This is a genomic window from Leisingera sp., from assembly GCF_982940295.1.
In genome coordinates this window covers 98,613-125,314 of record NZ_CEYXRG010000010.1, presented here as the reverse complement: position 1 = coordinate 125,314, position 26,702 = coordinate 98,613, and the positions used below count along the sequence as shown (strand labels likewise).

The window sequence follows — 26,702 nt, the reverse complement described above, 5'->3', positions numbered from 1 at the left end:
CGAACCGGGCGCAAGGTATGGAACGAGGGACAGTGAAAAAGATCTGCGGTGGTTCCACTCCGCAGTCTGTATTGAATATGGGTCACAGTCTGGAAAATAAAAGCCCTCCTCGCGAAATCGTGAGGTGACGGGCTATTTGCGGAGAATCACCGGCCAGTGCAGCCGCGCCTGGGTGATCAGCTCGCCGCGGCGGGTAACCCAGACACCCTGTGCCTCCGGGTTATTGAGCAGAAACAGCTCGCCATCCACGATCGCCCAAAGCTGCGGATTGCCATCCGCAAGCACCCCCTGCGACATCGCAAAGGCGCAATAGCCGCCAAAGGCGGGCGCATAGGCGCGCGGGTTTGCCTCGAACCGGGCCTGGTTGCTGGCCGAGGCGAACCGCCACACGACCCCCTTCCACATCACCGCATGGCCGCGCCGTCCGCGTTCAGCGGCCCCATGCACAAAGAACGCCACCGGGTCATAGCCGCCGATAGCGACCCCCGAACGGGAGGAGAACATGGCCGCATCCGCCCGGGCCGGACCGGGCAGCGCCAGCAACAGAACCGCAACAGCCATTGAAATCAGGCGCAGGGCCACGTCATTCTCCATTCACGTTTTTGCAGCAGTTCACTGACTCTGCCGCAGCGCCCTGCCCTTGCAAAGGGAGCATACGCAGATGTGATTACCCCGTTACGGGTTGGCCCCGACTAGCGTGCAATTGAGGCGTAAAGCGCAATCGCAGCCGCGTTGGAGACATTGAGCGAGCCGAAGCCGCCCGCAGCATCGATCCTGACCAGCTGGTCGACAGTCTCCTTGGTCTTTTGCCGCAGCCCGGGGCCTTCCGCCCCCAGCACCAGCGCCACCGGCTGATCCTTTTTCCCCTCCAGCGCGGCTTCCACGGTCTGCTCTGCCTCGCCGTCCAGGCCCAGCACGGTAAAGCCCATCTGCTGCAGCTCGGTGATGGTGTCGGCCAGGTTGCGCATCCGCAGGTACGGCTGGCGCTCCAGCGCGCCGCTGGCGGTCTTGGCCAGCGCCCCGGTTTCAGGGGCCGAATGGTGGCGGGTGCCGATCACCGCACTGGCGCCCAGCACCTCGGCCGAGCGCAGGATCGCGCCGACGTTATGCGGATCGGTGACCCGGTCCAGCAGCAGTACCCGCGGCGCCTCGCGGCCGATGCAGTTTTCGGCGAGTCCGCCCCAGTTCAGCGGCTTCACTTCCAGCGCCGCGCCCTGATGCACCGACTGCGGATCAATTGGCGGGTTGAACTTGCGCGGGTCAATGACCTCGGCCTCGACACCGGATTCTTCGATGGCATCCGCCAGCTTCGCCTGCGCATTCATCGTCACCATCAGGCGCAGTTTTTCGCGCTTGGGATTGAGCAGCGCATCGCGCACCGCATGCAGCCCGAACAGCCACACGGTTTCCGCTGCGGCCGCCCGCTTGGCCTGCTCTTTTTCGACGACCCACTTGGGTTTCTTGGACATTTTGCTCTCCGGCAGAAAGAATTTGCGGGGCGCGCGAAAAACTTGCGATTTTCCTGTTGACGCCCCTTTGGCCTGCTTGTAATCACGCCTCCACATCAGGTGCAACAAGCAACTGACAGTGGGCGACAGGCCGCAAGGTGTGGCAGGGGACTGTAACTCCCTCGCGGAGACGCACGCCTGGTTCGATTCCAGGGTCGCCCACCATTATCCCTCTTAACATGACGGACGATGGTGGTTCAGCAGCAAGGCTGAACGGGCCGCACGCTGCCCTACGCAGCAAAAAGCCCGCGTGAAGTTCGCGGGCCTTTCGATTGATTTCAAAAGAAAATCGCCGGGGTCAGGCAGTTTCGGCCACGGCCTGCTCCGCCCATTCAACCAGCGCGTCCAGATCCGGGCCCGCCTCGACTGCCATGCCGTCAGCAAAGGCCTGGAACGGCTCCACATTCATCTTGTTGACGCCGGAAATCACCGGGATGCCCAGTGCCAGCGCCTCGCCTATGATGGGGCGCATGCCGCGGCCGTCGGCCTCGTGCTTGCCGAATTTGTTGACGATCATCAGCTGCGGCGCCTCGCCGGATTGCAGCGATGCAGAGACCTGCCCCACCGCCTGTTCCAGCGCCTCGGGGTTCAGGCGGCAGCCGCGGGCGCCCGCGCCCAGGGACTGCGAAATGCGGATGGTTTCGCCGTCCGGCAGCACCCGCACATCCATGTCGCACAGCTCCTTGTCGTAGCATTCCACATTGGTCTGCACGATCCCCGCCAGGCGGAGGCCCTTGGCCTGCAGCCGTTCGGCCAGTTCGCTCAGCAGGCGGTCGGTGGCGCCGCGCTCTTCGGTCATCACATAGGCCAGGTGCATGTGTCGGTCTCTCCAGTGTCGTCTGATTTCATAGGTGGTCATGCGGCGTCCGGGGTCAACCCCTACCAGGGCAGCGGGCTGTAGCCGATGACCGGCGCGTGCAGGATCAAGAGCGCCAGGAACACCGCCGCCGCCAGCCCGGCCTCACGGGTCGCGGGCCGCAGGCGGGCAAGGTTCAGCCGCGCGGTATTGCGGCTGAGACGGCGCCATTCGCCCTGCCCCATCTGGCGCTGCTTACGCTTGTCAATCAGCGCCATGCCAATCCAGGCGAAGCCTGCGAACAGGCCGAACAGGATCACATGCGCGAGATCGCCATTGGCCAGCAGATGCGCCCCGGCCCAGAGCGCCATCGCCGCCAGCAGCGGGTGGCGGCTGACGGCCAGAATGCCGGGGTCTGCCGGGTCAAAGGGCTTGATGCCAAGCCCGCCAAAGCTGAACGGATTCTGCCGCATCATCCCCGCAACCGCCAGCAGGCAGGCCAGCGGCATCACCAGCAACGGCACCCAGCGGAAACCCTCCCAATAGGGCAGCACGCCCACGTAGGGCGCGCGGGCGGCAGCCACCACCAGCCACGCCAGGATTGCCAGCGACAGCACACTGTAGGCAATGATGTATCCGCGCAGTCCCAGGCGGCTGACCAGCCAGGGCCGCACCGGCGGGCGCACGGGGATGGCGTGGCTGGCCAGGAACAGCATCAGCGCGGCGGTGAATTCAAGCCAGCCCATCGGGGTCTCTCCGGGTATAGATCAGTCTTCTGTGCAGCTATAGGCGGGCTGGCAGTCTATAACGTTGCCCCAGATCAAAAAAGGGCGCCGCTGGGGCGCCCTTTCGTGGTTATTCGGGATGTTTACAATCCCAAGGCTTTGCGCCGCTCCTCGGCAAAGCCCTGCACCATGCGGTCGGCGATCAGGGCGAGGATCGCCATCGCCGCACCGGCGGAAATGCCCAGCCCCACATCCGCCTGACCGAGCGCCAGGTAGATCGACTGGCCAAGGCCTGTGGTGCCGATCAGCGCCGCAATGACCAGCATCGCAAAGGCATAGAGAATGGTCTGGTTTAGCCCCAACAGGATCGACGGCGCCGCATAGGGCGCGCGGATGTCCTTGAGCATCTGCCACTTGGTGGCGCCGGATGCCGTTGCTGCCTCGATCATTTCATCCGGTGTGGAGACCAGCCCGTGCCTTGTGTAACGGATCATCGGCACGATGGCATAGGCGATGATCGCCAAGAAGGCAGAGAACTCGCCAATCTGGAACACCATCAGCACCGGGATCAGGAACACGAACAGCGGGATCGTCTGCAGCATGTCGCAGACCGGACGCACCACCCGCCAGACACCGGGCGAGACCGCCGAGGCCAGTCCGATGGCACCGCCCATCACTGCGCAGGCAAAGACCGCCGCGCCCGACAGGTAGAGCGATAGCAGCGCCCGCTCCCACAGGCCGGAGACCAGAATGGTACCCAGCAGAACCACCGTCAGCACTGCCAGCCCGCGCCCGCCGGCAACCCATGCCAGCGCGCCTGCCCCCGCCAGAACAAACGGCCAGGGCAGCTGCGAGATGCCGGTTTCCAGCATCCCGGCGGCGATCAGCAGCATCACGCCCAGCGCCAGCTGCCCCCGCAGGGCAAAGGCGACGGCAGCGGCGGCACCTGCTGCGAACAGCCCCAGGCTCATCGCCGGGGTCCAGGCAAAGCCCCAGGTGAAGGGCAGCACCGCCTGGTCCAGCCCGATCCGCAGCGGCAGCAGCACGTAGAACAGCACATTGTTCTTGAGCGCCGTCAGGAACTCGGCATTGGCGCTGGTGAACGCCGAAAGGCCCCGATCCACGCTGTCCGCCACCGGATTGAACAGCGCATAGGTGCCGGGCTGCTGAACGCTGCCCCAAAACACCACGCTCACCACTGCGCCGAGGGCCAGGATGCCCCAGGCAACGCGCGGATCGTATTGCGCACGCCGGTCCTGGGTCAGGGTGCCGCTCATCCGGTCGATCAGGATCGCAAAGATCACGATCACCAGGCCCGCCAGCAGGCTCTGGCCGAACTGCGCCTTACGCATGGTCAGCAGCACCTCCCAGCCGATGTCGTCAAAGCCGCCGATCACCGCGGCGATGATCACCATCGACAGCGCCGCCATCAGGCATTGGTTGACACCCACCATGATTTGCTGCCCGGCAGAGGGGATCTCGCACTGGAACAGCTGCTGCAGGCGGGTGCCGCCGGACATGATGGCGGCTTCCTTGATCTCCGGCTCCACCCGTTCAAGGCCCAGCAGCACGTTGCGCGCCATCGGCGGCGCTGCGTAGATGGCAGAGGCGATGAGCCCCACCACGGGGCCAAAGCCGAACAGCACCAGCAACGGCGTGAGATAGGCGAAGGTCGGCACCGTCTGCATGATGTCCAGCACCGCCTGCACCGGCTGGCGGATCTTGGGGTATTCATTGGCAAGGATACCGATGCCGCCGCCGATGATCAGCGCCAAAGGTACCGAGACAGCGACCAGCGCCAGAGTGTTCATGCTTTCGGGCCAATAGCCCGACGCCAGCACAAAGCCGAGGCCCACCACCGCCATCAGCGCCATCCGCACCCCGCCCAGCATCCAGGCCAGCGCCGTGGCGGCACAGATGACCAGCGGCCAGGGCGTGTGGCTCAGCACATAGTTGGCGGCTTCCATCGGGTAGAACATCAGCGCCGAGAAGCTGCGGGCCGCGGGTTTGATCAGCGCCAGGAACCACTCCATGGCGGCCCCCACCCAGTCGGTTGCGGGCAGGACCCAGGCGGCGGGGAATTTCACCAGCCACGGCAGGCTGCTTTCCAGCAGCAGGCACAGCGCGCCGACCGCCGCCGCAATCAGCGCCGCAATAGAGCCTTTCGAAAGACCTGCCATCACCCCTGCTCCACCTGCAGCGCCGCGGCCAGATCCGCCGGGTTCACCACGCCGACCAGCTTGCCCTCGGGCGTGCGCACCGGCACGGGCTCGTACAGCTCCATGCAGCGCGCCAGCGCCGCGTCCAGCGTCATGTCCTGGCGCAGGCCGGGGTCGTCGGCACCATAGACATGGTGCTCACCCGGCTGCATGACCGAGGCGACACGGGCATGGCGGCCCTTTGCGACGTCCTTGGAAAACTCGCGCACGTAATCATCGGCCGGGCGCAGCACGATATCGGCAGGCGTGCCGATCTGCACAACCTTGCCGTCGCGCATGATGGCGATGCGGTCGGCAAGCTTGAGCGCCTCGTTGATGTCGTGGGTGATGAAAACGATGGTGGTTTTCAGCTTGGCCTGAATCTCCAGAAACTCATCCTGCAGCTGCCGCCGGATCAGCGGGTCCAGCGCCGAGAACGGCTCATCCAGGAACCAGACCGAGCAATCGGCCACCAGCGAGCGGGCAATGCCGACGCGCTGGCGCTGGCCGCCGGACAACTCGCGCGGATAGTTCTTTTCCCGCCCGCCAAGGCCGACGAGTTCGATCACTTCCTGCGCCTTGGCCAGCCGCTGCTTTTTCTTCACCCCCTGCACCCGCAATGGGTAGGCGACGTTTTCGGCTACGGTCATATGCGGGAACAGGCCGAAGTGCTGGAACACCATGCCCAGCTTCTTGCGCCGCAGCTCGATCAGCCGCTTGGGGCTGGCTTCGACGATGTTCTCGCCGTCGATGCGGATCTCGCCGCCGGTGGCGTGCAAAAGGTGCGAGATGCAGCGGATCAGGGTGGACTTGCCGGACCCCGACAGCCCCATGATCACGAACAGCTCCCCTTCCTTCACATCAAAGGAGGCGTCCTGCACCGCCGGGATCAGTCCCTTGCCGCGCAGTTCCTGCGCCGCCGCTTCGGGTGTTTCGTTCCGCGACAGCGCCTCCTTCAAGGCGCTGTCTGCGTTGTTGCCAAACACCTGCCAGACATTCCGGCAGGTGATGGCGGGCGTTTCAGAGCCGCTCACTGGCTTTGGCTCAATTGATGGCAGCGTCGACAACCGGGCGCCACTTGTCCTCATTGGCGGCCATCCATTCGGCGACCACCTCTTCGACCTTGCCGCCGTCCACGTCGACCGCGCCCATCATCGGCTGCTGGTCTTCCACGGCCAGGGTGTAGTTCGACAGGATTTCAAAGGCCGCGGGCCAGGTTTCTTCGGTGCCGGACCAGGCGGCCTTGAAGATCCGCGAGGGCGAGAAGTCGCAGTCGTTCACCGCATCCGGGTTCGGACCCCAGGCCGGATCGCTGAAGCAGGCGTCCTCACCCGGCGGCAGGTCGACGAATTTCACGTCATAGGCCGACATCGCCCAATGCGGCTGCCAGAAGGTGATCAGCAGCGGCGTCTTGCGCTCGGTCGCGGCGCGCAGCTCGACGATCAGTGCGGCCTCGGAGCCTGCGGGCACCGCCTTGAACGGCAGCCCCAGACCGGTCATCCGGTCCGCACCCGGCGTGCCCCAGTCGGCGGGGTAGTCGACCAGACGGCCTTCGGGCAGGGTTTCAGCGGTGGCAAACTGCATTGCGCAGTCCTTCAGCGCTTCCCATGCGGGCAGACCGGGGCAGATCTCTGCCACATGCGCCGGGTAGGCGATGCCTTCGCGGGCGTTCAGCTCCAGGTCGCCCAGTTCGACGACAGTGCCCTCTTCAATCTTCTTGGCGTATTCGTCGGAGACATTGGAGGACCAGATTTCCAGTGTCGCGTGGATGTCGCCGTCGGCAATTGCCTGGAACTGGTTCATCATGCCGGCCGAGACATACTCCACATCATAGCCCGCCGCCTTGAGCATCTCACCGGCGATATGGGTGGTCACATGCTGGCCGGTCCATTCGTTCACCGCCAGCTTGATCGGCTTGCTGGTGTCGCCCAGCTCCGCCGCCGAGGCGATACCGGCAGCCACGGTCATCGAGGCTGCGCCCAGTGCCAGCGCATATCCTTTGAAATTCATCTCAATACTCCCTGTCATTATCCTTTTGCGCCGCCGTTTTCCGGCTGTGGCGCATCTTTTGGAACCCGGCGGTTCGCGGCACCTGCCTGGCCTTACGGCCGGTCTTGTTGCTGTCAGCGTGTGCCCATGACCCAAGTGTGGCCGGGGATAATGCAAGTATTGGAACATATTGCGGCACTTTGTCGAGAAAATGCGGCGCAAAACGTAAAAAATTCTGATTGACGGTTCAAGTTTTTGTGCAAACGGACAAGATCCGGAATCACTCCGGGCCGCCGCCTCCGCTGTGCCAAAGCTGCTTACCGCAGGCCCGGCTCCGCCATCAAGCCGTCTGCAGACAGCAAAAAGCGCCCCCGCACCGGCGGGAGCGCTGAAAACGTTCCTAAAAGCCCAAAGCTCAGGAGCGGCCCTTGCCGGTGGCCTCCTCAACAACCGGCATCCACTTGGCGCGGTTCACCGCCAGCCAGCCCCGGGCGGCCCCCGCCACGGTTTCACCGCGCACGTCCACCAGCCCGATCAGCGGCTGCTGGTCCCAGATGCTCAGCTCATAGTTCTTGAGGATCTCATGGGCTGCGGGCCAGCGTTCCTTGAAGCCGGACCAGCTCGCCTTGACCACGCCGCCGCGGTAGAAATCGCAATCACCGGTGGCCTTGGGGTTCGGCCCCCAGGACGGATCAGTGTAGCAGGCCGGTTCAGGCTTGGGCAGGCGCACGAATTGCAGCGCGTAAGAAGACATCGCCCAATGCGGCGCCCAGAAGGTGGCGATCACCGGGCGCTTCTCTTTGTAGGCCTGCTGGAATTCCTCGATCATCGCGGCCTCGGACTCGGCCGCGACCACATCAAACGGCAGGTCCAGCGCCCGGATCCGGTCCGCCCCGGGGGAGCCCCAGGATTCCGGATAGGCCAGATAGATACCGCGGTTGCCCTTGCCATCCTTGGAGAAGATCCCCGCACAGTCGCGCAGCGCCTCCCAGTTGGGCAAGCCAGGGCACATCTGCGCCACATAGGGCGGGAAGACCACGCCGTTGCGCGCATCCAGCCCCAGATCGCCCAATTCTTCCAACCGGCCCGCGTCCCGCGCGGCGGTGTATTCGTCAGGGTCGCTGCTGGTCCAGATCTCCACCATGGCATGAAGTTCGCCAGTGGCAATCTGCTCGTACAAGGCGCTCTGATCCGCCTCGACATACTCGACGGTATAACCCGCCTCTTGCAGCATGCCGCCCGCGATATAGGTCGACAGGCGCTGGCCGGTCCAGTTGTTCAGCGACAGGCGGATCGGCGTCTCCGCATCCCCCATATCGGCTGCTTCGACGGCCCCCGAAACCGCCAGCGCCGCCAGCGCTGCCGCAAACGCTTTGACTTTCATTGGCATCACTCCCGTACTGCCGGTCTACCCACGTGCCGCGCTCTCAGGCGCAGCTCCGGAACCGGCATAGCAGCGGGACATTGACAAAGATTAACGCCGCGCGGAAACGGCGGCGCCAAAGAATAGAAAAAAGCCTAAAACTTGCTTCAAGCGCGCGTTGCACCGCCGGAACAACGCAACTGGATCAGGCCGTGCGCCGGGCCACCAGCAGCACCGGATCATAGGTCAGAGGAAGCTTGCCGCCCTGGCCGAACTGCGCCCGGTAGGCGTCCTCGAAATCCCGCAGACGCCGGCGGCTCCAGCTTTGCTGGGCGTGACCGTTGACGCCGGTCTGGCGCAGATGCCTTAGCAGCGCCAGCGCGCTATCGAACTCCAGCACCACAGGTGCTTGGGCGGCCGCCACGAGGTCCAGGCTGCCGGGCAATACCGCCCGCCACTCCCCGGCATCCAGGTAGCTGGGCGCGGCGGCGGCTGAGCCCAGAGCCGCCAGCTCGCGGAACTGGCCGCGGCCAAAGCCCGACAGCGCCAGCCAGCCCCCGGGTTTCAGACGCGCTGCCAGCCGCGCTGTCAGCGCAGGCAGGTCCGGGATCCACTGCACGGTGGAGGCCGAGGCGATCAGATCCAGCTCCTGCGGCAGCGGCAGGCTTTCCACCGGCCCGGCCTCGAACCGGGTTTGCGCAGGCGCAGCGTCACCCAGTTCCTGCAACGCAGAAGCCGCCTCCGGCACCAAGTCGTTCAGCAGCAGACTGCCGATTTCGAAACGCTGCACCAGCTGCCGGGTCAGATGACCGGTGCCGCAGCCGAATTCCAGCGCCGCCCCGAATTGCCCTGGCGCGCCCTCAGCCTGCAGCATCCGCGCCAGCTGAGCAGCGATATCCGCCTGCACCGAGGCGTTGCGGTGATAGCTCTCCAGCCCGCGGCGGAAGCTTTGCCGCACCCGCGACCGGTCAAGCTGCGGAGGCATCATGTCTTTCATTGCAACAGCGCCTCCCAGGTCTCGAACTGGCTAAAAGGCGCGTGTGGCGCGTCGATCTGGCTGACCGCCTGCCCCGCCCAGGCCCGCGCCAGATTGGCGGGCGGAAAAATCTTGTCACCAGAGCTGATCCAGATCCAGTCAAACCGCGTTTGCGGTGCGTCGCCGCGGCGCTCCACTGCCAGCAGCTCCGCCCGGAGCGCGTCCACATCCACCGGCTCGGGGGGCTGCGGCTGCCCGAAAACGCGGGTCAGAAAGCTCTGAAAGCTTTCCAGGCTCAGCGTCTCGGCTGTCTTGCGGAAGACCGCGGGCGGAATACCCGCACTGCGGTTCACCGGTTTCAGGCTGCCGTTCACCGCCACCTTGCGGTGGAACGGATCGGACCGCCCCTGCTGCCAATGGCCATAGGCCGCGACGCCAAAGGACCAGGCCAGCAGGCTTACATGGTCATAGGCAGACAGATCCGGCAACTCCGCGTTCAGATCGCTGTAGCCGCTGGCAAACAGAATATCCTGCGGGCCGTCGAGGTGCCAGAACACCTCCGGCCCCACAGCCCAGCCGCCAAAGACCACGATGGCCTCGGCTGCCTGGTTCTGTTTGATCCAGCGGAATTCCATGGTTACAGCTCCCGCGCCAGCCGAAGCATGCCGGCGGTGATCTGGCTCAGCTGATCCGGTGAGGTGATGAAGGGCGGCATGGTGTAGATGTTGCAGCCGAAGGGCCGCAGGAACACACCCATCTCATGCGCGCGGGCATGGGCCTCGTCCGCCGAAACCCGGTGCTTCATCTCGATCACGCCAATGGCCCCCAGCACCCGCACGTCCGCCACGTTGGGAAGATCGCGCGCCGGGGCCAGTTCCGCCTCCATCTGCTCGCCGAGTGCGGCCACGGTGCCGCGCCAGTCCTGGCCCGTGAGCAGGTCAAGCGACGCCTTGGCCGCAGCACAGGCCAGCGGGTTGCCCATATAGGTCGGCCCGTGCATGAACAGGCCGGGATTGCCGCCGCCGATACCCTCCGCCACGCGGTCATTGGTCATGGTGCAGGCGAAAGAGATATGCCCGCCCGTCAGCCCCTTGCCAAGGCAGATGATATCCGGCTCAACGGTGCTGAAGTTGGTGGCAAACAGTTCCCCTGTGCGGCCAAAGCCGGTGGCGATCTCGTCAAAGATCAAGAGGATACCCAGTTCATCACACAAGGCACGCGCCTGGTTCAGGTATTCCGGATGATAGAAATACATGCCGCCTGTGCCCTGAACGACGGGCTCCAGGATAAACGCGGCGATCTTCTGCGCATTGGCCTCTAAGACGGCGCGCAGTTCTCCCAAACCGTTCCGTGCCGGATCGTCGACCCACGCCTCATGGATGCGGACCGGCGGGCGGGAGACGAAATGCTGCACGCTCAGCGCGCCTTGGAACAGGTGGTGCATGCCGGTGTCCGGATCGCAGACGCTCATCGCCTTCCAGGTGTCGCCGTGATAGCCGGAGCGGATGGTGGCAAACTCCTTGCGCTCCGGCTGGCCAATGGCGTGCTGGTACTGCACCGCCATCTTCATCGCCACTTCGACCGAGACCGAGCCAGAGTCGCAGTAGAAGATGCGGGTGAGGCTGTCCGGCGTGATCTCCAGCAGCTTGCGGCCCAGGTCGATTGCCGGGTCATGGGTCAGCCCGCCAAACATCACATGCGGCAGGGTGTCGAGCTGATCGTGAATCGCCTTGGTGATCGCCGGGTTCTTGTGGCCGTGCATCATGCACCACCAGGACGACATGGCGTCGATCAGCCGGGTGCCGTCATCCAGCGTGATATGCACACCCTCGCTTTCCTTCACCACGAAGGTCGGGCCGGGTTTGGCGACATTGGTATAAGGATGCCAGAGGTGCCGCTGGTCGAATTCCAGCTGGCTGAGGTCAGCGGCGCTCATGCCAGCGCCTCCTTGATCAGGTCCATGCGGATGCTGGCCTGAAAGGCCACGGCCAGCGCATCAGAGGTCAGCTCGCCCAGCACCGGCAGACGGCCCAGATGGGCCACTTGGCCGAACTGGCAGATGGTTTCCTCCACCGCCGGTTCCGCGTCGCCGATGAAAGCAACGCCCACAACGGTACAGCCCGAATCCCGAAGCGCTTTCAGCGACAGCAGCGTGTGGTTAATCGTCCCCAGCTGCGTCCGCGCACACAGGATCACCGGCGCTCGCCAGCGCGCGAAGAGGTCAAGATACAGGACCTCCCGGTTCAGCGGCACCATCAGCCCGCCTGCCCCCTCGGCCACCAGCACGCCATCAGCTTCGGGCAAAGGCAGCGCGTCCGGGTCGATCTCCACACCCTCGGCCTCTGCCGACAGATGCGGCGAGGCGGGCAGTTTCAGAAGATAGCCTTCGGGCAGCGCCGGGCGGCCCGACAGGCGGGAGACGATCTGGCTGTCCGTCTCTTCCTCCAGCCCCGATTGCACCGGCTTCCAATAGGTTGCGCCCAGCGCCTGCACCAGGCCGGCCGAAAAAACGGTCTTGCCAATGCCGGTATCGGTTCCGGTCACGATCAGCGCACTCATGCTGCACTCTCCATTTCCCGGGCGAGGTCTTCGAACATCCGGGTGATGACCCCTGCCCCCGTGTTCAGCGTGATCGACAGCCGCAGCCGAGAGGTGCCGCGGGGCACCGTCGGCGGGCGGATGCCGCGGATGTCATAGCCCTGGCTTTGCATGGCGGAAGCCAGCGCCATGGTGCGCTTGTCGTCACCGATCACCACCGGCAGGATCTGGCTTTGGAATCCTTCCAGCCCGCACAGGCGCTTGGCTTCGCCCTGCGCATGGGTGATCCCCTGCCACGCCTGTTCGCGGCGGCCCGGGTTTTGCTGCAGCTCCTGCAAGGCAGCCCGCACCAGCGCCGCGTTCAAAGGCGAAGGCGCGGTGGCAAAGATGAACCCGCGCGCCTTGTTGATCAGCGTCTCGATCAGCACCCGCTGGCCGCAGATCAGCGCGCCAGAGGCTCCCAGCGCCTTGCCGCAGGTGTGCAAGCACAGGACGTTCGAGCGGTGCGCAATCTCATGCGCCAGCCCACGGCCCAGATCGCCGAACACACCCGTCGAATGCGCTTCATCCACCACCAGCACGGCGCCGTCGGCATCGGCCAGGGCCATCAGCGCCTCCAGCGGAGCGAGGTCGCCGTCCATGGAATAGACCGCCTCAACCGCGATCCAGACCTGGCCGGTGCCGCCCTCCGCGCGCCAGTCCTTCAGCACCCTCGCGGCATCCTCCGCGTCGCTGTGGGCAAAGCTGCGTGTCTCGGCCCGGCCCAGCCGCATCCCGTCATGGGTGCTGGCATGGATCAGCGCGTCATAGAGCACCAGATCGCCCTGCTGCGGCAGGGTGGAGAAAATCGCCTGATTGGCGTTGAACCCGCCGCCCATGAACAGCGCCGCCCCGGTGCCGAAAAACTCCGCAGCCTCGGCTTCCAGCAGCTGGTGTTCAGCATCATTGCCGCGCAGCAGGCGCGAGCCGCCTGCCCCCACCGGCACCCCGCGCGCCAGCGCATCTGCGGCAGCGGCGCGCAGCACATCACTGCCCGCCAGCCCAAGGTAGTCGTTGGAGGCAAAGTCGTGCCCGTCCCGCGGCATCAATTGCCGGTAGCGCCCGCGCGTGCGCAGCGCTTCCAGCGATTTCTTATGCCTCGGGAAGGCGCCCGCCATCAGCGGCTGCCGTCGCAGCCCGCGGCCATGGCGGTGATGCCCAGACGGTCAAACAGCTGCTGGTCCTTGTCCTCTTCGGGGTTGTCCGCGGTCAGCAGCGTGTCGCCCACAAAGATCGAGTTGGCACCGGCAAAGAAGCACATCGCCTGCATCTCGTCCGACATATCGGTGCGGCCTGCGGACAGGCGCACGTGGGATTTCGGCATCAGGATGCGGGCCAGCGCCACGGAGCGGACGAATTCGATCGGGTCCAGCTTCTCGACATTGGCCAGCGGGGTGTCGGCAATCGGGATCAGCATGTTCACCGGCACCGAATCCGGGTGCACCTCCAGCGTGGCCAGCGCCAGAATCATGTCGATGCGGTCCAGCTGCTGCTCGCCCATGCCGACGATGCCGCCTGAGCAGACCTTGATGCCCGCCTCGCGCACCCGGTTCAGGGTGTCGATCCGGTCGGCGAAGGTGCGGGTGGTGATGATCTCGGAGTAGTAGCGCTCGGAGGTGTCGATGTTGTGGTTGTAGTAGTCCAGACCAGCATCGCGCAGGCGGAACACCTGTTCCTCGTCCAGCATGCCGAGCGTCATGCAGGTTTCCATGCCCAGGTCCTTGACACCCTGCACCATCGCCTCAAGTGCGGCCATGTCGCGGTCCTTGGGCGAGCGCCAGGCGGCGCCCATGCAATAGCGGGTCGCGCCGCCTTCCTTGGCTTTCTTGGCCTCGGCGATCACCCGCTGCACCTCGATCAGCTTGGACGCCGACAGCTGCGCGCCGTTTCGCGCCGACTGGGAGCAATAGGCGCAATCCTCGGCGCAGCCGCCGGTCTTGATGCTGAGAAGCTTGGATTTCTGCACCTGGTTGGGGTCGAAATACTGCCGGTGCACGGTGTGTGCCTCAAACAGCAAGTCCATGAAAGGCTTGTTGTAAATCGCTTCCGCTTCCTCGCGGGTCCAGTCGGTGCGGATGGGTGCAGCGTCCAGCATGCTGTCTCCTGTTCTCTATACCTGTTGGCCATGCGCGGATGGCGTTTCCAGTTTTTATAGATAATTTTGAGGCCGCCGATCAAGCACCAAAGCTGCGCTGCAGCGATTTGCCTCGCAGATGCCTCCTTAAGACCAGTATCGCACTGAAGATAATGCCAAAAAATAATCTATGAAAATAGCGGTTGACGCGAACCCCGCCCCTCCCCTAGCCCTATAGGCACGCAGGGGAGTCCCGCCCAAGGGACTGAGAGGCGTCATGGTGCGGGGCAGCCCGGACCGGCGGCGCGACCCTTTGAACCTGACCCAGTTGACACTGGCGTAGGAAGCTAGGACGCGCCTTTTGGCCCCTTGTCCCCGCGGGGACAGCCGTTTGAAACGGGCGCATTCCGGTCAAGCAGGCCCCATGCCTGCCGGTTTCCCGAGCCAAAACTCACCTGGTGTCTTTTCTGAGTTTAGGCTTCGAGGAGCACCAAAAAATGAACGTCCCCAACCCCAAGATTACGACGGGCGCATTGCCCGCGTCGCGCAAGATCTACGTCAGCGGCGAGGTCCATCAGGACATCCGCGTGCCGATGCGCGAAATCTCCACCCACCCCACCGCGGGCGAGGCGCCGCTGCCGGTCTATGACAGCTCCGGGCCCTATACCGATCCGGAGGTGCTGACCGACATCCGCGAGGGTCTGCCAGCACTGCGCCGCCAGTGGATCGAGGCACGCGGCGATGTCGAGACATACCAAGGCCGCGATGTTAAGCCGGAGGACAACGGCTTTGTCGAAGGCGACCGGCTGACGCCGGAGTTCCCGGTGAAACCCGCCCCCCTGCGCGGCAAGGATGGCAAAGCGCCGACCCAGCTGGCCTATGCCCGTGCAGGGCTAATCACCCCGGAAATGGAATTCGTGGCGATCCGCGAAAATCAGCTGCGCGAGCTGTCCCCCTGCCACGCCAAACGCGACGGCAATGATTTCGGCGCCAGCATCCCCGACTACGTGACTCCGGAATTCGTGCGCCAGGAAATCGCCGCGGGCCGCGCCATCATCCCGGCCAACATCAACCACCCGGAAATCGAGCCGATGATCATCGGCCGCAATTTCAAGGTGAAGATCAACGCCAATATGGGCACCTCGGCCGTCACCTCCTCGATGGAGGAAGAGGTCGACAAGCTGGTCTGGGCGATCCGCTGGGGCGCCGACACGGTGATGGACCTGTCGACCGGGCGCAACATTCACAACACCCGCGAATGGATCGTGCGCAACTCGCCGGTTCCGATCGGCACCGTGCCGATTTACCAGGCCCTGGAGAAGGTCAATGGCATCGCCGAGGACCTGACTTGGGAAGTGTTCCGCGACACGCTGATCGAGCAGGCGGAACAGGGCGTCGATTATTTCACCATCCATGCGGGCGTACGGCTGCACATGGTGCCGATGACGGTGAACCGGGTGACGGGGATCGTCTCGCGCGGCGGCTCGATCATGGCCAAGTGGTGCCTGCATCACCACAAGGAGAGCTTCCTCTATGAGCATTTCGAGGAGATCTGCGACATCTGCCGCCAGTATGATGTCAGCTTCTCGCTGGGTGATGGCTTGCGCCCCGGCTCCATCGCGGACGCCAATGACGAGGCGCAGTTTGCCGAGCTGGAGACCCTTGGGGAACTTACGAAAATTGCCTGGGCCAAGGATTGCCAGGTGATGATCGAAGGGCCGGGCCATGTCGCCATGCACAAGATCAAGGAGAACATGGACAAGCAGCTGGAGTGCTGCCACGAGGCGCCCTTCTATACGCTTGGGCCGCTGACCACCGACATCGCGCCGGGCTATGACCATATCACCTCTGGCATCGGCGCGGCGATGATCGGCTGGTTCGGCTGCGCCATGCTGTGCTACGTGACACCCAAGGAGCACCTGGGCCTGCCCGACCGTGACGACGTCAAGACAGGCGTGATCACCTATAAGATCGCCGCCCATGCCGCCGATCTGGCCAAGGGCCTGCCGGGCGCCCAGCGCCGCGACGATGCGCTGAGCCGGGCGCGGTTCGAATTCCGCTGGGAGGATCAGTTCAACCTGTCGCTGGACCCGGATACCGCGCGTGAGTTCCACGACCAGACACTGCCGAAACAGGCCCATAAGGTCGCCCATTTCTGCTCCATGTGCGGGCCGAAATTCTGCTCGATGCGGATCAGCCACGACATCCGCTCGGAAGCGCAGAAAGAGGGCATGGAGGCCATGGCCGCCAAGTTCCGCGAGGGCGGGGAGCTGTACGTGCCTGCCGCTGAAGCAGCGGAACCGGCGGAATGATCACCATCGCAGGCGCGGGCCTTGCCGGCCTCGCCTGCGCCTATGAGCTGGCGCAGCGCGGGGCGGCAGTCACCGTCCATGAGCAGGGCGAGACGCCCGGGGCCAGCAGCGTCGCGCGCTTTGCGGGCGGCATGCTGGCGCCCTGGTGCGAACGCGAAAGCGCCGAGGAGGAGGTGATCACCCTCGGCAGCCGCGCCTTCGATTGGTGGGCCAAGGTCACGCCCGTCCACAGGCGCGGCACGCTGGTGGTGGCGCCTGCCCGCGACCGGGCGGAGCTGACCCGCTTTGCCCGCCGCACCACCGGCCACCGGGGCGTGGACGGGGCGGAGATTGGAGAGCTGGAACCGGCGCTGGCGGGACGGTTTGCGCAAGGGCTGTTCTTTGAGCAGGAAGCGCATCTGGACCCGCGGCGCGCTTTGCGGGACCTGACTGCGACGGTGCAGGAAATGGGGGTAGAGATCCGCTATGGCTCCCCTGCTCCGGCCCGCGTCTCGCTGGACTGCACCGGCATGGCGGCACCGCTGCCCGGCCTGCGCCCGGTGCGCGGTGAGATGGCCGTCCTGCACTGCCCGGAGGTGGAGATCAGCCGCACCCTGCGGCTGCTGCACCCGCGGATGCCGCTGTATCTCGTTCCCCGCGGGGACGGGTATTTCATGATCGGCGGCACCATGATCGAGAGCAGCTCGGACCGCGCCATCACCCTGCGCTCGCTCAGCGAGCTGCTGAGTGCCGCCTTTGCCCTGCACCCGGCCTTTGCGGAGGCCAGCGTTGTGGAGACCGGCGCGGGGCTGCGCCCGGCCTTCCCGGACAACCTGCCGCGGCTGACCGCACAGGACGGCACGCTCTGCCTCAATGGCCTGTACCGGCACGGCTTCCTGCTTGCCCCCGCAATGGCACGGCTAGCCGCTGACCGCTTGATACCGGAGATATCAGATGAAGATCATCGTGAACGCCGAACCGCGTGACGTGTCCGCAACCGACCTTCAGACGGTCCTGGATGAGCTGGGCTTTGCCTGCTCTGCCGTTGCCACCGCGCTGAACGGCACATTCATTGCCCGCGGCAAGCGGGAGGGGGTGCTTCTGACCGAAGGCGACCGGCTGGAGGTTCTGGCCCCGATGCAGGGAGGCTGAGATGAAAGTTTACGGAACAGAAATTGCCTCGCGGCTGCTGTTGGGCACTGCGCAATATCCCTCGCCTGCGGTTTTGGCCGAGGCGGTGGCATCCAGCGGCACGGAGGTTATCACCGTCAGCTTGCGCCGTGAAACCGCCGATGGCTCCGGCGCCGGGTTCTGGGAAGGGCTGCGGCAAACGGGCTGCCGCATCCTGCCCAACACGGCCGGCTGCCATTCGGTGCAGGAGGCGGTGACCACCGCCCGTATGGCGCGGGAGCTGTTCGATACGGCCTGGATCAAGCTGGAGGTGATCGGCCATTCCGACACGCTGCAGCCGGATGTGTTCGGGCTGGTGGAAGCGGCGCGGGTGCTGAGCAGCGAGGGGTTCCAAGTCTTTCCCTATACCACCGACGATCTGGTGGTTGGGGAGAAGCTGCTGGACGCAGGCTGCGAAGTCCTGATGCCCTGGGGGGCGCCGATCGGCTCCGGCCAGGGGCTGCGCAACCCGGATGGCTTGCGGGCGATGCGGGCGCATTTCCCGGATGTGCCGCTGATCGTGGATGCCGGAATCGGGCGGCCCTCGGACGCGGCACAGGCGATGGAGCTGGGCATGGACGCGGTGCTGCTGAACACCGCCGTGGCCAAGGCCGGTAATCCGGCAGGGATGGCCCGCGCGATGGCGCTGGCGGTTGAGGCCGGGCGTCTGGGGTATGAGGCCGACCCGATGGAGCGGCGCGATATGGCGGTGCCCTCCACCCCGGTTCTGGGATTGGCGGAGTTTGCATGATGGACCGTTTCTATTTGATCGTGAGCCATGTCGGCAGGCTGGAGCTGCTGGTGCCGCAGGGGGCCAGCCTGGTGCAGCTGCGCATCAAGGATGAGCCGGATGCCGAAGTGCGCCGCCAGATTGCCCGCGCGCGGGATTTCTGCGCGGTGCATGGCGCGCAGCTGGTGGTGAATGATTACTGGCAGGCGGCGTTGGACCTGAACTGCAACTTCGTGCATCTGGGGCAGGAGGACATGGACACCGCCGACTTCGCCGCGCTGCGCCGCAAGGGGGTGCGCTTTGGACTGTCGACCCATGATGAAGACGAACTGGAGCGGGCGTTGTCCTTTGATCCCGCTTACGTGGCACTGGGGCCGGTCTATTCGACACTCTTGAAGAAGATGAAATGGGGGCCGCAGGGGCTGGAGCGGGTGACGCGCTGGAAGCGTATGGCGGGAGAGGTGCCCCTGGTCGCGATTGGCGGGCTGACGCCGGAGCGGCTGCCGGGGGTCTTTGCCGCCGGGGCCGACAGCGCCGCGGTGGTGACTGATATCCAGTTGGCGGAGGATCCAGAGGCGCGCACCCGGGAATGGGTGGAGGCCTGCCGGATCAAGGAGCCGGCATGAGCCGCTATGCGCGCCAGATGATCCTGCCGGAGGTCGGCGCCGAGGGGCAGGACCGGCTGGCTCGTGCCCATGTGCTGGTGGTGGGCGCCGGGGGACTGGGCTGCCCGGTGCTGCAGTATCTGGGCGGGGCCGGCGTGGGCCGGATCACGGTGATGGATGGCGACGTGGTGGAGGAGAGCAACCTGCACCGGCAGGTGCTTTACACCATGGACGATCTCGGCCGGCCCAAGGCGGAGGCTGCCAGGAGGCATCTGCTGGCGGCCAACCCGGAGCTGGAGGTGCAGGCGCAGGTCCAGCCGCTGGAAGCCGCCAATGCCGCCGCGCTGGTGGCCGATGCAGATCTGGTGGTGGATGCGGCGGACAGTTTTGCGGTGTCCTATATCCTCTCGGATGAATGCCTGCGGCAGGGCAAGATGCTGATCTCCGCCTCCGCGCTGGGGCAGGCCGGCTATGCCGGCGGCTTCTGCGGCGGCGGACCGTCCTTGCGTGCGGTGTTCCCGGATCTGCCCGCACAGGCCGCGACCTGCGCAACCGCAGGCGTGATGGGGCCGGCCGTGGGCATGATCGGAGCGCTGCAGGCGCAGCTTGCCTTGAAGGCGCTGCTCAATCACCAGCCGTCCCCGCGGGGACAGCTGTTTATTTTCCGGCTGCAGGACTTGCAGGTCAGCACATTCCGCTTCGACGGCGCCGAGGAGCCGGAGGACACCCCGCCCTTTATTGCGGCGTCTCATATCACCCCGCAGGATACGGTGATCGAACTGCGCGATGCCGCCGAAGCGCCGCGCCTGCCGGCTCCGCAGGCCCGCCGGATTGCCCGCGGGGGCCTGCTGACGGCAGACCTGCCGCGCGAGGGGCGTATCGTGCTGTGCTGCCGCACTGGTCTGCGGGCCTGGGGCGCGGCGCAGGATCTGCGGCAGGCCGGTTTCAACGATCTTGCGCTGCTGGCGGCGGGAGATGGTGCGTGACAATGATCCTGGCCATTGGCGGCACCGACAGCAGCGGCGGCGCGGGGCTCACCCGCGATACGGCTATGGCGGCGGAGCTGGGTGTCTCCGTGCGCCCGGTGGTGACAGCCGTCACGGTGCAGACCAACGAGGCGGTTCTGGCCGTTCACCCCTGCCCCGCCCAAGGTGTTGCGGACCAGGCGCGCGCTGCCTTGGCAACGCTGCCGCGGCCCGGTGCGGTGAAGATCGGGATGCTTGGCTCGGCTGCGGTGGCGGAAGCGGTAGAGGCCGCTTTGCCCGCGGGCCTGCCCATCGTGCTGGACCCGGTGCTGAAGGCAAGTTCCGGCGGCACCCTGATGGCGGCGGACGGGTTTGGCGCGCTGCTGCGGCGGGCGGCGCTGGTAACGCCGAACCTGGCGGAGCTGGAGCTGCTGTCCGGCGTGCAGGGCAGCCTTGAGACCCAAGCCGCCGCGCTACTGGCGCAAGGAGTGCAAGCGGTGCTGGTCAAGGGCGGCCATGGCACCGGGGCTGAGAGCATTGACCTGCTGCTCACCGCAGATCACGCGCCCGTCCCCTTTGCCGCGCCGCGGCTGGCGGTATCGAGGCGCGGCACCGGGTGCAGCCTGGCCACGGCCATCGCTTGCCATCTGGCGCGAGGGGCCAGCCTGCAGGCGGCCTGCCGCCACGGCAAGGACGCGGTGTACCGCTGGCTGCGCCGCTGAGGCGGGCAAGGTCGCTGGCAGACGGTTTTGAGGCCGGTTTCAGGACGGAGCCTGCGGAAACGTCTCCCTAGTGTCCCGGCAGCCTTAACGCCAAAGCCCGGGAGACCTGCCGCATGACCGGAATCACTGCGCTGAGCGCCGAACAGATGGCGGCCAAGCTGCGCGCCCGCGAGCTGAGCGCCCGCGAGGTGCTGGCGGCGCATAAGGCGCAGACAGAGGCGCGGGAGGGCGCGGTCAATGCCTTTGTCACCCTGGACTGGGACGCGGCAGAGGCGCGGGCGGCGGAACTGGATGCGATGGCCGCCGGCGGACGTTTTGCCGGGCCGTTGCACGGGCTGCCGCTGGCGGTCAAGGATTGCTTTGAAACCACGGGGTTGCGCACCACCTGGGGGTCGCGGAGCTTTGAAAACCATGTGCCGGACTATGACGCGCTGCACGTGGCGCGGCTGCGGGCGGCGGGCGCAGTGATCACCGGCAAAAGCAACACGCCGGAATTCACCTTTTCCGGCCAGACCAGCAACCTGGTGAGCGGCACCACCCGCAACCCGCTGAACCCGGAAAAGACTGTGGCCGGCAGTTCCGGCGGCGCGGCGGCGGCGCTGGCGGCGAACATGGTGGCATTGGCCGATGGCTCCGATCTGGGCGGCAGCACCCGCACGCCTGCGGCCTGGTGCGGTGTCATGGGGATGCGCCCGACCTCCGGCCTGATCCCCTATGCGCCGAACCCCGCGCCCTTTGACGGGCTGTCGGTGCCGGGGCCGATGGCGCGGACGGTGCGCGATCTGGTGCTGATGCTGGAGGTGATGCAGGGCAATGCCGCCAGCCAGCCGCTGGGCTTCTGGCACGGCCTGCCGCGGCTGGCGGACCTGGAAGAGCCCCCTGCCCGGCGCCCTGGCCGGGTTGCGCTGTCGCTGTCGCCCTTCGGGGCCAGTGTGGAGCCGTCAGTGCAGGCGGCAATTGCGCCGGTTGAAATCCTGTGCCGGGAGCTGGGCTGGCAGGTGGCGGAAGACGCCCCGGCGCTGGAGCCGCTGCTGGCGCATGGCGATGTCACCCGCGGCCAGTGCGCGCTGCAGATCCGCGCGGCGCTGGAGCCGGACATGGCGCTGGCGGGCGAAAGCTTCCGCACCGCCTGCGCCCAGGCAGAGGGGCGCAGCCTGGCGGAGCTGGTGGCCTATCAGACCACCCGCGCCCGGGTCTGGGCGGATGTGGCTGCTTTCTTTGACCGCTATGACTTTGCCCTGTGGCCCACGGCGACGGGGATGCCGTTCTCTGCGGATCTGCGCGACAGCGAGCTGCCTGAGGACTGGCGCACGGTGACGCTGACACCGCCGATGGAGCTGCCCTCAGTCTCAATTCCCTTCGGCACCTCAGCCGATGGGATGCCCGTGGGGCTGCATATCACCGGGCCGAAAGGGTCGGATGCGCGTCTGCTGCAATTTGCCCGCAGCATCGAGCGGGCGCTGCGTTAGAAAGAAAGCACCGCGCCACTGCCGCCCTCAGCGCATCCAGAAGCCTTCTTTCTTGATCCGGTTGCGGATCGCCTGCTCGCGCCGCGGCAGGTTTTCGCGGTCAAACAGCGCCCGCACCTTATCTCCGCGGCCCTGATAGACCATGCGCTTGATAGGCTCATAGGATTTCAGCACCTTCTTGATCCGGTTCGGTGCGGTGATCTCGTGCAGCAGCTCCACCACCCGGTCGCTCTCGCGCGCATAGAGCAGCGGAAACAGCCGGTAGTGGCAGCTGGTCTCCCCGTCCAGATAACCGGCTGGCAGCGCATCGCGGCCGCCGCCGAAGGAGTGGATTACCAGCGGCAGCACGATCTGATCCAGCCACGGATCCAATGACTGGCCCGTCAGCTCCGGCGGCGGATCATTCCTGACCGATTGCGCATAGACCAGGAAGCGCTTGCCAAAGGCCCGCGGGCAGGCGCCGTAAAAGAAGCCCGCGTTGAAGTAGAGATACCGCTTCCAGAATTCATCCGGCTGGCTCAGGTCGAGGCTGGCCAGGAAATCAAGGCCAAAGCGTGTATAGAGCGACTGCCAGATGCCGGCATAGCCGGGCCCGTAGAGGGTCGGCTTGGGCCAGGTCCCCTCCACCCGCAACGACGCCGAGGGACGGGAGAAGTCAAACGGCACCTCCGCCAGCTCGCCGGTGATCAGCGTGTCGGTGTCGAAGAACACGAACGGCTCCCCTTCCGGCAGCACCTGCAGCGCCTCGATCTTGTTGCCATAGGGGTATGCGGCGCCGAACACCTTGCTCTCGAACGGCACAATCTCCGCGCCCAGATCCGCGAGCACCTGCAGCACCTCCCGGTTGCGGATGCTGGGGTCCTTGTCCCACAACGGCCCCGGCTGCGGCACCGCCACAAACAGGCGGCCGGAAAACCCGGGGGAACAGTGGCGCAGCGAGGCGGCAAACAGGACCGCCTCATACTGCAGCCGGCCCGCCTGGCCGATGATCATCACGTTGAAGGGGGCATTTGCCATTGTTTTCCCCGTTTTTTCGTCTCTGCCGGGCGGCTAGGACTGCCTGTTAAGGCCGCAGGCAGACCTGCCTGCTATGGTAGCTACTAGCCGGCAGGATGCCGTGCAACAGGCCGCCGGGAATTTCGGGCGGCCCTGTGACTCGAAAGGGCGTCCCAAGTGGAGAGAGAACATGATTGATGTGATCCTGGCGATAATCGCGGCCGCGGCGCAGCCGGGCTCGGAGGACGGCACGCAGGAGGCTGCGGCGGTCGCCGCGCCTGCTCCGGCTGGCAGCGCGCTGGCGGCGGAGCCGCAGGAGGCCACCGGCCGCTTTACCACCGCAACCGAGGTGAAGCCGATCCTGGCCGCGACCCTGGCCAATTGGATACATGTGCGCGAATTCAACGGCCAGGACTTGCTCTATGTCACCCACCTGTGGTCCTGGCGCTGCGGCCTGGCGCAGGTGAAACTGGGGGTGAACGGCAGCCCGCTGGAAGTCTGGCCGCTGCCAAAGTGCCATCTGGACGAGGGCTTTCCCAACATGATCAAAGAAGAAGACGGCATGCCCTACCGCAGCTACCCGCTGGGCTCGATCCAGCAGGTCGCGGTTGAAGTGACCTATGATGACCTCAGCACCGAGAGCTTTTCCTTCGGCCGCAACGGCCACCCCCTGCGGTAAGCCTGAACCGCTGGCCGGATCTGGCCGGTTATGGCTGAGCGGCCGCGTACCGGCCTTCCCGGCAAGGCATTGGCAGCAACCCCCGCGGCAGTCTCCCGCAGCGCCAGCAATGCGCGCGGCGGTCTGCAATTCTGCAAGCTTGTTCATTTGCTGAAAAGACCTCTTGCGAGGGACCTGCGAAGGATGCTAAGCGCGGTTTCACAGCTCGGCGCCCCTATAGCTCAGCTGGTAGAGCAACTGATTTGTAATCAGTAGGTCCGCGGTTCGAGTCCGTGTGGGGGCACCACTTTTTCAGCTAACATATTGGTTTCTCTCCGGCTTCACCAAATCTCAATGAGCCGTGGATCCTGCCGGAGACCGTTTCGCCTACGGCTGCCTTTGCAGGTGCCGGTGCTTTTGGCTCCGGCAGCTGATACGCAGGAAATCGGAAAACAACATCCTCTGGCCGTTCTGCGTGCTGCAGTCGGCGGGGCGCGGGTGATTTGCCCGCTTGCTTCCCTTGCCGATGCTGCCGCATGCCGCCAGCGGCACGATCCTCCGCGCGGCCTGCCTGCGCTGCGGCATTGGCGCGATTGCCTTCTGCATCCAGCCATGCTGTTGTGCGCGCGAAAGAGTTTTCAGGGAGACCCACTCATGACCGATGCCCCGTCTTATGGCTTTGACACCTTGCAAATCCATGCCGGCGCCAAGCCGGATCCGGCGACCGGCGCGCGGCAGACGCCGATCTATCAGAGCACCGCTTATGTCTTCCGCGATGCCGAGCACGCTGCGGCGCTGTTCAACCTGCAGGAAGTCGGATTTATCTATTCCCGCCTGACCAACCCCACGGTTGCAGTGCTGCAGGAGCGGCTGGCGACGCTGGAGGGCGGCGTCGGCGCGGTCTGCTGCTCGTCCGGCCATGCGGCGCAGATCATGGCGCTGTTCCCGCTGATGGGTCCGGGCTGCAATGTGGTCGCCTCGACCCGGCTGTATGGCGGCACCGTCACCCAGTTCAGCCAGACCATCAAGCGCTTCGGCTGGTCGGCGAAATTTGTCGACACCGACGATCTGGACGCAGTGAAGGACGCAATCGACGAAAACACCCGCGCGGTGTTCTGCGAGTCGATCGCCAACCCGGGCGGTTACGTGACCGACATCCGCGCGCTGGCGGACATTACCGATGGCGCCGGCATCCCGCTGATCGTCGACAACACCTCTGCCACCCCCTATCTGTGCCGCCCGATCGAGCAGGGCGCGACGCTGGTTGTGCATTCGACAACCAAGTACCTGACCGGCAACGGCACTGTGACCGGCGGCTGCGTGATCGACAGCGGCAAGTTCGACTGGTCGGGCAACGACAAGTTCCCCTCCCTGTCCGAGCCGGAACCCGCCTATCACGGCCTCAAGTTCCATGAAACATTCGGACCCCTGGCCTATACCTTCCACGGTATCGCCATCGGCCTGCGCGATCTGGGCATGACGATGAACCCGCAGGCGGCGCATTACACGCTGATGGGTGTCGAGACCCTGTCCCTGCGGATGCAGCGCCATTGCGAGAACGCCCGCAAGGTGGCCGAATGGCTCGAGAACGATGACCGGATCGACTATGTGACCTATGCCGGCCTGCCGTCCTCCCCCTATTACGAGCGTGCCCAGCAGCACTACCCCAAGGGCACCGGCGGGCTGTTCACCTTTGCCGTCAAGGGCGGCTACGAGGCCTGCATCAAGCTGGTGGATTCGCTGGAGATCTTCAGCCACGTCGCCAACCTCGGCGACACCCGCTCGCTGATCATCCACTCGGCCTCCACCACCCACCGGCAGCTGACGCCGGAGCAGCAGGAAGCCGCGGGCGCCAGCCCCAATGTGGTGCGCGTGTCCATCGGCATCGAGGATGCGGACGACCTGATCCGCGACCTGGACCAGGCGCTGGCCAAAGCCTGCGGCTGAGGCACGGCTTATCCGAATGAGAAAGGCCGGGCGCTCTGCCCGGCCTTTTTTGTTATTCGCTGCCCTCGCCGCCCGGCACCGCCATGTCGAACACCACCGAGACGTTGTGCGTGAACGTCAGCTCCCCGGCTTCGACCGGCATCGACTCGCTGCGGGCCATGTCCATCGCCATCATCGGCCGGGGCCCGCCGCCGCTGCCGTGCTCGGTGATTGTGCGCACCGGGCCCAGCTCCATGCCGGCCGCCTCCGCCAGCTGCTGCGCCTTGCGCATCGCATCCTTGACCGCTTCGCCGCGGATCCGGTCAGTGACCGCGGCAGGGTCCTCCACGCCAAAGGTCAGGCCCTGGAACTGGTTGGCGCCGGCGGTCAGAACCGTGTCCAGCACCGGTCCCAAACGGTCCAGATCCCGCACCCGCACCATCAGCGTGTTCGAGGCCTGGAAGCCAGTGATCTCGCGCCGGCCGCCGCTGTCGTAGGACCGGTCCTGCGACCAGACCGGATGCATCGCGATCTGCCGGGTCTGCAAGTCCGCGCCGGCGATGCCGCTTTCCTTGAGCCGTGCGATCACCCCGCCCATCGCCTCAGACACGGCCGCCATCGCAGCTGCGGCTTCCTCGGCCTCCTCCGTCACGCCCAGGGTGATGGTCGCCAGTTCCGGCGCCACTTGCAGCGTGCTTTCGCCATTGACCGTGATCTGCCGCGGCGCCGCGGCCTCGCTTGCGGCAGCAGCGCCTGCGCTCATCGACAGCATCAGTGCGGCGGCCAGAAGTTTCCTTGCTTTCATTCTCAAAAGCTCCTTTTTCGAATACCCCTTAGATGGGGACGGCAAACTGCCGCCCGCAAGCCCCGGCAGAAGTCTTTTCCTTTAACTCGGCAATCTCCTGCTTTAAGGTCCGCGGCAAAACACCGGGCGCGTCGGGCGGCCCCGGGCAGTATGGATTTG

Annotated in this window: 26 protein-coding genes, 2 tRNA genes and 1 riboswitch; of the genes, 12 read left to right on the top strand and 16 right to left on the bottom strand. The window is 65.6% G+C overall.

All coding sequences use genetic code 11. The features are described 5' to 3' along the window. Positions 1-132: 132 nt before the first annotated feature. Both AC4HIX_RS11440 and rlmB read right to left on the bottom strand, forming a co-directional pair. Complete coding sequence (locus AC4HIX_RS11440; protein WP_490399084.1) at positions 133-594, bottom strand: YHS domain-containing (seleno)protein; 462 nt, start codon at positions 592-594, stop codon at positions 133-135. Positions 595-692: 98 nt separating this feature from the next. After that, a complete protein-coding gene (gene rlmB / locus AC4HIX_RS11435; protein WP_475046545.1) occupies positions 693-1,469 on the bottom strand; it encodes a 23S rRNA (guanosine(2251)-2'-O)-methyltransferase RlmB in 777 nt (258 codons plus the stop codon). A gap of 120 nt (positions 1,470-1,589) precedes the next feature. Here rlmB and AC4HIX_RS11430 point away from each other — a divergent pair. Further along, a tRNA-Tyr gene (locus AC4HIX_RS11430) sits at positions 1,590-1,673 on the top strand. Positions 1,674-1,806: 133 nt separating this feature from the next. On the opposite strand, the gene AC4HIX_RS11425 is transcribed toward AC4HIX_RS11430, so the two are convergent. From AC4HIX_RS11425 to bioB, 12 genes are all read right to left on the bottom strand, one after another. Further along, complete coding sequence (locus AC4HIX_RS11425) at positions 1,807-2,325, bottom strand: DUF2478 domain-containing protein (RefSeq protein ID WP_490399083.1); 519 nt, start codon at positions 2,323-2,325, stop codon at positions 1,807-1,809. Positions 2,326-2,387: 62 nt separating this feature from the next. Further along, positions 2,388-3,050, bottom strand: coding sequence for an NnrU family protein (locus AC4HIX_RS11420; RefSeq protein ID WP_490399082.1), 663 nt, complete (start codon positions 3,048-3,050; stop codon positions 2,388-2,390). Positions 3,051-3,172: 122 nt separating this feature from the next. Then, positions 3,173-5,209 carry an ABC transporter permease gene (locus AC4HIX_RS11415; protein WP_490399081.1) on the bottom strand — a complete coding sequence of 679 codons (2,037 nt, stop codon included), beginning with the start codon at positions 5,207-5,209 and terminating at the stop codon, positions 3,173-3,175. Further along, entirely contained in the window at positions 5,209-6,261 is a 1,053-nt protein-coding gene (locus AC4HIX_RS11410; RefSeq protein WP_490399080.1) for a quaternary amine ABC transporter ATP-binding protein, read from the bottom strand. Before AC4HIX_RS11410 ends, AC4HIX_RS11415 begins: the two co-directional genes overlap by 1 nt. Before the next feature lie 10 nt (positions 6,262-6,271). Next, positions 6,272-7,237 (bottom strand): ABC transporter substrate-binding protein, encoded by a 966-nt coding sequence (locus AC4HIX_RS11405; RefSeq protein WP_490399079.1) that lies wholly within the window; start codon positions 7,235-7,237, stop codon positions 6,272-6,274. A 394-nt stretch (positions 7,238-7,631) separates the two neighbouring features. Further along, positions 7,632-8,600: an ABC transporter substrate-binding protein gene (locus AC4HIX_RS11400; protein ID WP_490399078.1), complete on the bottom strand. Its 969-nt coding sequence runs from the start codon at positions 8,598-8,600 to the stop codon at positions 7,632-7,634. A 184-nt stretch (positions 8,601-8,784) separates the two neighbouring features. Next, positions 8,785-9,576 (bottom strand): methyltransferase domain-containing protein, encoded by a 792-nt coding sequence (locus AC4HIX_RS11395; RefSeq protein ID WP_490399077.1) that lies wholly within the window; start codon positions 9,574-9,576, stop codon positions 8,785-8,787. Further along, positions 9,573-10,190 (bottom strand): pimeloyl-ACP methyl esterase BioG family protein, encoded by a 618-nt coding sequence (locus tag AC4HIX_RS11390; RefSeq protein ID WP_490399076.1) that lies wholly within the window; start codon positions 10,188-10,190, stop codon positions 9,573-9,575. The genes AC4HIX_RS11395 and AC4HIX_RS11390 overlap by 4 nt, the downstream gene beginning before the upstream one ends. A 2-nt stretch (positions 10,191-10,192) precedes the next feature. Next, entirely contained in the window at positions 10,193-11,491 is a 1,299-nt protein-coding gene (bioA, locus tag AC4HIX_RS11385; protein WP_490399075.1) for an adenosylmethionine--8-amino-7-oxononanoate transaminase, read from the bottom strand. Further along, positions 11,488-12,114 carry a dethiobiotin synthase gene (gene bioD, locus AC4HIX_RS11380; protein ID WP_490399074.1) on the bottom strand — a complete coding sequence of 209 codons (627 nt, stop codon included), beginning with the start codon at positions 12,112-12,114 and terminating at the stop codon, positions 11,488-11,490. Before bioD ends, bioA begins: the two co-directional genes overlap by 4 nt. Then, positions 12,111-13,250 (bottom strand): 8-amino-7-oxononanoate synthase, encoded by a 1,140-nt coding sequence (locus AC4HIX_RS11375; protein ID WP_490399073.1) that lies wholly within the window; start codon positions 13,248-13,250, stop codon positions 12,111-12,113. The genes bioD and AC4HIX_RS11375 overlap by 4 nt, the downstream gene beginning before the upstream one ends. Next, the gene (gene bioB, locus AC4HIX_RS11370; protein ID WP_490399072.1) at positions 13,250-14,227 is read right to left on the bottom strand and encodes a biotin synthase BioB; all 978 of its coding nucleotides are present in this window, start codon (positions 14,225-14,227) and stop codon (positions 13,250-13,252) included. The genes AC4HIX_RS11375 and bioB overlap by 1 nt, the downstream gene beginning before the upstream one ends. Before the next feature lie 213 nt (positions 14,228-14,440). Next, a riboswitch (TPP riboswitch) is annotated at positions 14,441-14,569 on the top strand. A gap of 134 nt (positions 14,570-14,703) precedes the next feature. Here bioB and thiC point away from each other — a divergent pair. The 8 genes from thiC to AC4HIX_RS11330 all read left to right on the top strand — a co-directional run bounded on the left by thiC (position 14,704) and on the right by AC4HIX_RS11330 (position 22,158). Then, complete coding sequence (gene thiC, locus AC4HIX_RS11365) at positions 14,704-16,518, top strand: phosphomethylpyrimidine synthase ThiC (RefSeq protein ID WP_490399071.1); 1,815 nt, start codon at positions 14,704-14,706, stop codon at positions 16,516-16,518. Continuing rightward, positions 16,515-17,483: an FAD-dependent oxidoreductase gene (locus AC4HIX_RS11360; protein ID WP_490399070.1), complete on the top strand. Its 969-nt coding sequence runs from the start codon at positions 16,515-16,517 to the stop codon at positions 17,481-17,483. Before thiC ends, AC4HIX_RS11360 begins: the two co-directional genes overlap by 4 nt. Further along, on the top strand, positions 17,452-17,649 hold the full coding sequence (thiS, locus tag AC4HIX_RS11355) for a sulfur carrier protein ThiS (RefSeq protein ID WP_490399069.1): 198 nt from the start codon (positions 17,452-17,454) through the stop codon (positions 17,647-17,649). Before AC4HIX_RS11360 ends, thiS begins: the two co-directional genes overlap by 32 nt. Before the next feature lies 1 nt (position 17,650). Beyond that, positions 17,651-18,418 carry a thiazole synthase gene (locus AC4HIX_RS11350; protein ID WP_490399068.1) on the top strand — a complete coding sequence of 256 codons (768 nt, stop codon included), beginning with the start codon at positions 17,651-17,653 and terminating at the stop codon, positions 18,416-18,418. Further along, a complete protein-coding gene (locus AC4HIX_RS11345) occupies positions 18,418-19,023 on the top strand; it encodes a thiamine phosphate synthase (RefSeq protein WP_490399067.1) in 606 nt (201 codons plus the stop codon). Before AC4HIX_RS11350 ends, AC4HIX_RS11345 begins: the two co-directional genes overlap by 1 nt. After that, positions 19,020-19,988: a ThiF family adenylyltransferase gene (locus tag AC4HIX_RS11340; RefSeq protein ID WP_490399066.1), complete on the top strand. Its 969-nt coding sequence runs from the start codon at positions 19,020-19,022 to the stop codon at positions 19,986-19,988. The genes AC4HIX_RS11345 and AC4HIX_RS11340 overlap by 4 nt, the downstream gene beginning before the upstream one ends. Before the next feature lie 2 nt (positions 19,989-19,990). Next, positions 19,991-20,689: a bifunctional hydroxymethylpyrimidine kinase/phosphomethylpyrimidine kinase gene (gene thiD / locus AC4HIX_RS11335; protein ID WP_490399103.1), complete on the top strand. Its 699-nt coding sequence runs from the start codon at positions 19,991-19,993 to the stop codon at positions 20,687-20,689. A gap of 113 nt (positions 20,690-20,802) precedes the next feature. Next, positions 20,803-22,158, top strand: coding sequence for an amidase (locus AC4HIX_RS11330; RefSeq protein ID WP_490399065.1), 1,356 nt, complete (start codon positions 20,803-20,805; stop codon positions 22,156-22,158). 27 nt (positions 22,159-22,185) lie between these two features. Here AC4HIX_RS11330 and AC4HIX_RS11325 read toward each other — a convergent pair whose 3' ends face one another. Then, positions 22,186-23,175 carry a GT-B fold glycosyltransferase domain-containing protein gene (locus AC4HIX_RS11325; protein WP_490399064.1) on the bottom strand — a complete coding sequence of 330 codons (990 nt, stop codon included), beginning with the start codon at positions 23,173-23,175 and terminating at the stop codon, positions 22,186-22,188. A gap of 169 nt (positions 23,176-23,344) precedes the next feature. Here AC4HIX_RS11325 and AC4HIX_RS11320 point away from each other — a divergent pair, with 169 nt between their 5' ends. The 3 genes from AC4HIX_RS11320 to AC4HIX_RS11310 all read left to right on the top strand — a co-directional run bounded on the left by AC4HIX_RS11320 (position 23,345) and on the right by AC4HIX_RS11310 (position 25,759). Next, positions 23,345-23,833: a hypothetical protein gene (locus AC4HIX_RS11320; RefSeq protein WP_490399063.1), complete on the top strand. Its 489-nt coding sequence runs from the start codon at positions 23,345-23,347 to the stop codon at positions 23,831-23,833. A gap of 210 nt (positions 23,834-24,043) precedes the next feature. Then, positions 24,044-24,119: transfer RNA gene (locus AC4HIX_RS11315), tRNA-Thr, on the top strand. A gap of 347 nt (positions 24,120-24,466) precedes the next feature. Continuing rightward, the gene (locus tag AC4HIX_RS11310; protein ID WP_475046589.1) at positions 24,467-25,759 is read left to right on the top strand and encodes an O-acetylhomoserine aminocarboxypropyltransferase/cysteine synthase family protein; all 1,293 of its coding nucleotides are present in this window, start codon (positions 24,467-24,469) and stop codon (positions 25,757-25,759) included. Between the two features lie 52 nt (positions 25,760-25,811). Here AC4HIX_RS11310 and AC4HIX_RS11305 read toward each other — a convergent pair whose 3' ends face one another. Continuing rightward, entirely contained in the window at positions 25,812-26,543 is a 732-nt protein-coding gene (locus AC4HIX_RS11305) for an SIMPL domain-containing protein (protein ID WP_490399062.1), read from the bottom strand. Between the last annotated feature and the right edge of the window lie 159 nt (positions 26,544-26,702).

What these genes read in the sequence shown, in the direction of transcription:
- AC4HIX_RS11440 (WP_490399084.1), bottom strand. Translation starts at nt 594, where the DNA reads ATGGAGAATGACGTGGCCCTGCGCCTGATTTCAATGGCTGTTGCGGTT.
- rlmB (WP_475046545.1), bottom strand. Translation starts at nt 1,469, where the DNA reads ATGTCCAAGAAACCCAAGTGGGTCGTCGAAAAAGAGCAGGCCAAGCGG.
- AC4HIX_RS11425 (WP_490399083.1), bottom strand. Translation starts at nt 2,325, where the DNA reads ATGCACCTGGCCTATGTGATGACCGAAGAGCGCGGCGCCACCGACCGC.
- AC4HIX_RS11420 (WP_490399082.1), bottom strand. Translation starts at nt 3,050, where the DNA reads ATGGGCTGGCTTGAATTCACCGCCGCGCTGATGCTGTTCCTGGCCAGC.
- AC4HIX_RS11415 (WP_490399081.1), bottom strand. Translation starts at nt 5,209, where the DNA reads ATGGCAGGTCTTTCGAAAGGCTCTATTGCGGCGCTGATTGCGGCGGCG.
- AC4HIX_RS11405 (WP_490399079.1), bottom strand. Translation starts at nt 7,237, where the DNA reads ATGAATTTCAAAGGATATGCGCTGGCACTGGGCGCAGCCTCGATGACC.
- AC4HIX_RS11400 (WP_490399078.1), bottom strand. Translation starts at nt 8,600, where the DNA reads ATGAAAGTCAAAGCGTTTGCGGCAGCGCTGGCGGCGCTGGCGGTTTCG.
- AC4HIX_RS11395 (WP_490399077.1), bottom strand. Translation starts at nt 9,576, where the DNA reads ATGAAAGACATGATGCCTCCGCAGCTTGACCGGTCGCGGGTGCGGCAA.
- AC4HIX_RS11390 (WP_490399076.1), bottom strand. Translation starts at nt 10,190, where the DNA reads ATGGAATTCCGCTGGATCAAACAGAACCAGGCAGCCGAGGCCATCGTG.
- bioA (WP_490399075.1), bottom strand. Translation starts at nt 11,491, where the DNA reads ATGAGCGCCGCTGACCTCAGCCAGCTGGAATTCGACCAGCGGCACCTC.
- bioD (WP_490399074.1), bottom strand. Translation starts at nt 12,114, where the DNA reads ATGAGTGCGCTGATCGTGACCGGAACCGATACCGGCATTGGCAAGACC.
- AC4HIX_RS11375 (WP_490399073.1), bottom strand. Translation starts at nt 13,250, where the DNA reads ATGGCGGGCGCCTTCCCGAGGCATAAGAAATCGCTGGAAGCGCTGCGC.
- bioB (WP_490399072.1), bottom strand. Translation starts at nt 14,227, where the DNA reads ATGCTGGACGCTGCACCCATCCGCACCGACTGGACCCGCGAGGAAGCG.
- thiC (WP_490399071.1), top strand. Translation starts at nt 14,704, where the DNA reads ATGAACGTCCCCAACCCCAAGATTACGACGGGCGCATTGCCCGCGTCG.
- AC4HIX_RS11360 (WP_490399070.1), top strand. Translation starts at nt 16,515, where the DNA reads ATGATCACCATCGCAGGCGCGGGCCTTGCCGGCCTCGCCTGCGCCTAT.
- thiS (WP_490399069.1), top strand. Translation starts at nt 17,452, where the DNA reads ATGAAGATCATCGTGAACGCCGAACCGCGTGACGTGTCCGCAACCGAC.
- AC4HIX_RS11350 (WP_490399068.1), top strand. Translation starts at nt 17,651, where the DNA reads ATGAAAGTTTACGGAACAGAAATTGCCTCGCGGCTGCTGTTGGGCACT.
- AC4HIX_RS11345 (WP_490399067.1), top strand. Translation starts at nt 18,418, where the DNA reads ATGGACCGTTTCTATTTGATCGTGAGCCATGTCGGCAGGCTGGAGCTG.
- AC4HIX_RS11340 (WP_490399066.1), top strand. Translation starts at nt 19,020, where the DNA reads ATGAGCCGCTATGCGCGCCAGATGATCCTGCCGGAGGTCGGCGCCGAG.
- thiD (WP_490399103.1), top strand. Translation starts at nt 19,991, where the DNA reads ATGATCCTGGCCATTGGCGGCACCGACAGCAGCGGCGGCGCGGGGCTC.
- AC4HIX_RS11330 (WP_490399065.1), top strand. Translation starts at nt 20,803, where the DNA reads ATGACCGGAATCACTGCGCTGAGCGCCGAACAGATGGCGGCCAAGCTG.
- AC4HIX_RS11325 (WP_490399064.1), bottom strand. Translation starts at nt 23,175, where the DNA reads ATGGCAAATGCCCCCTTCAACGTGATGATCATCGGCCAGGCGGGCCGG.
- AC4HIX_RS11320 (WP_490399063.1), top strand. Translation starts at nt 23,345, where the DNA reads ATGATTGATGTGATCCTGGCGATAATCGCGGCCGCGGCGCAGCCGGGC.
- AC4HIX_RS11310 (WP_475046589.1), top strand. Translation starts at nt 24,467, where the DNA reads ATGACCGATGCCCCGTCTTATGGCTTTGACACCTTGCAAATCCATGCC.
- AC4HIX_RS11305 (WP_490399062.1), bottom strand. Translation starts at nt 26,543, where the DNA reads ATGAAAGCAAGGAAACTTCTGGCCGCCGCACTGATGCTGTCGATGAGC.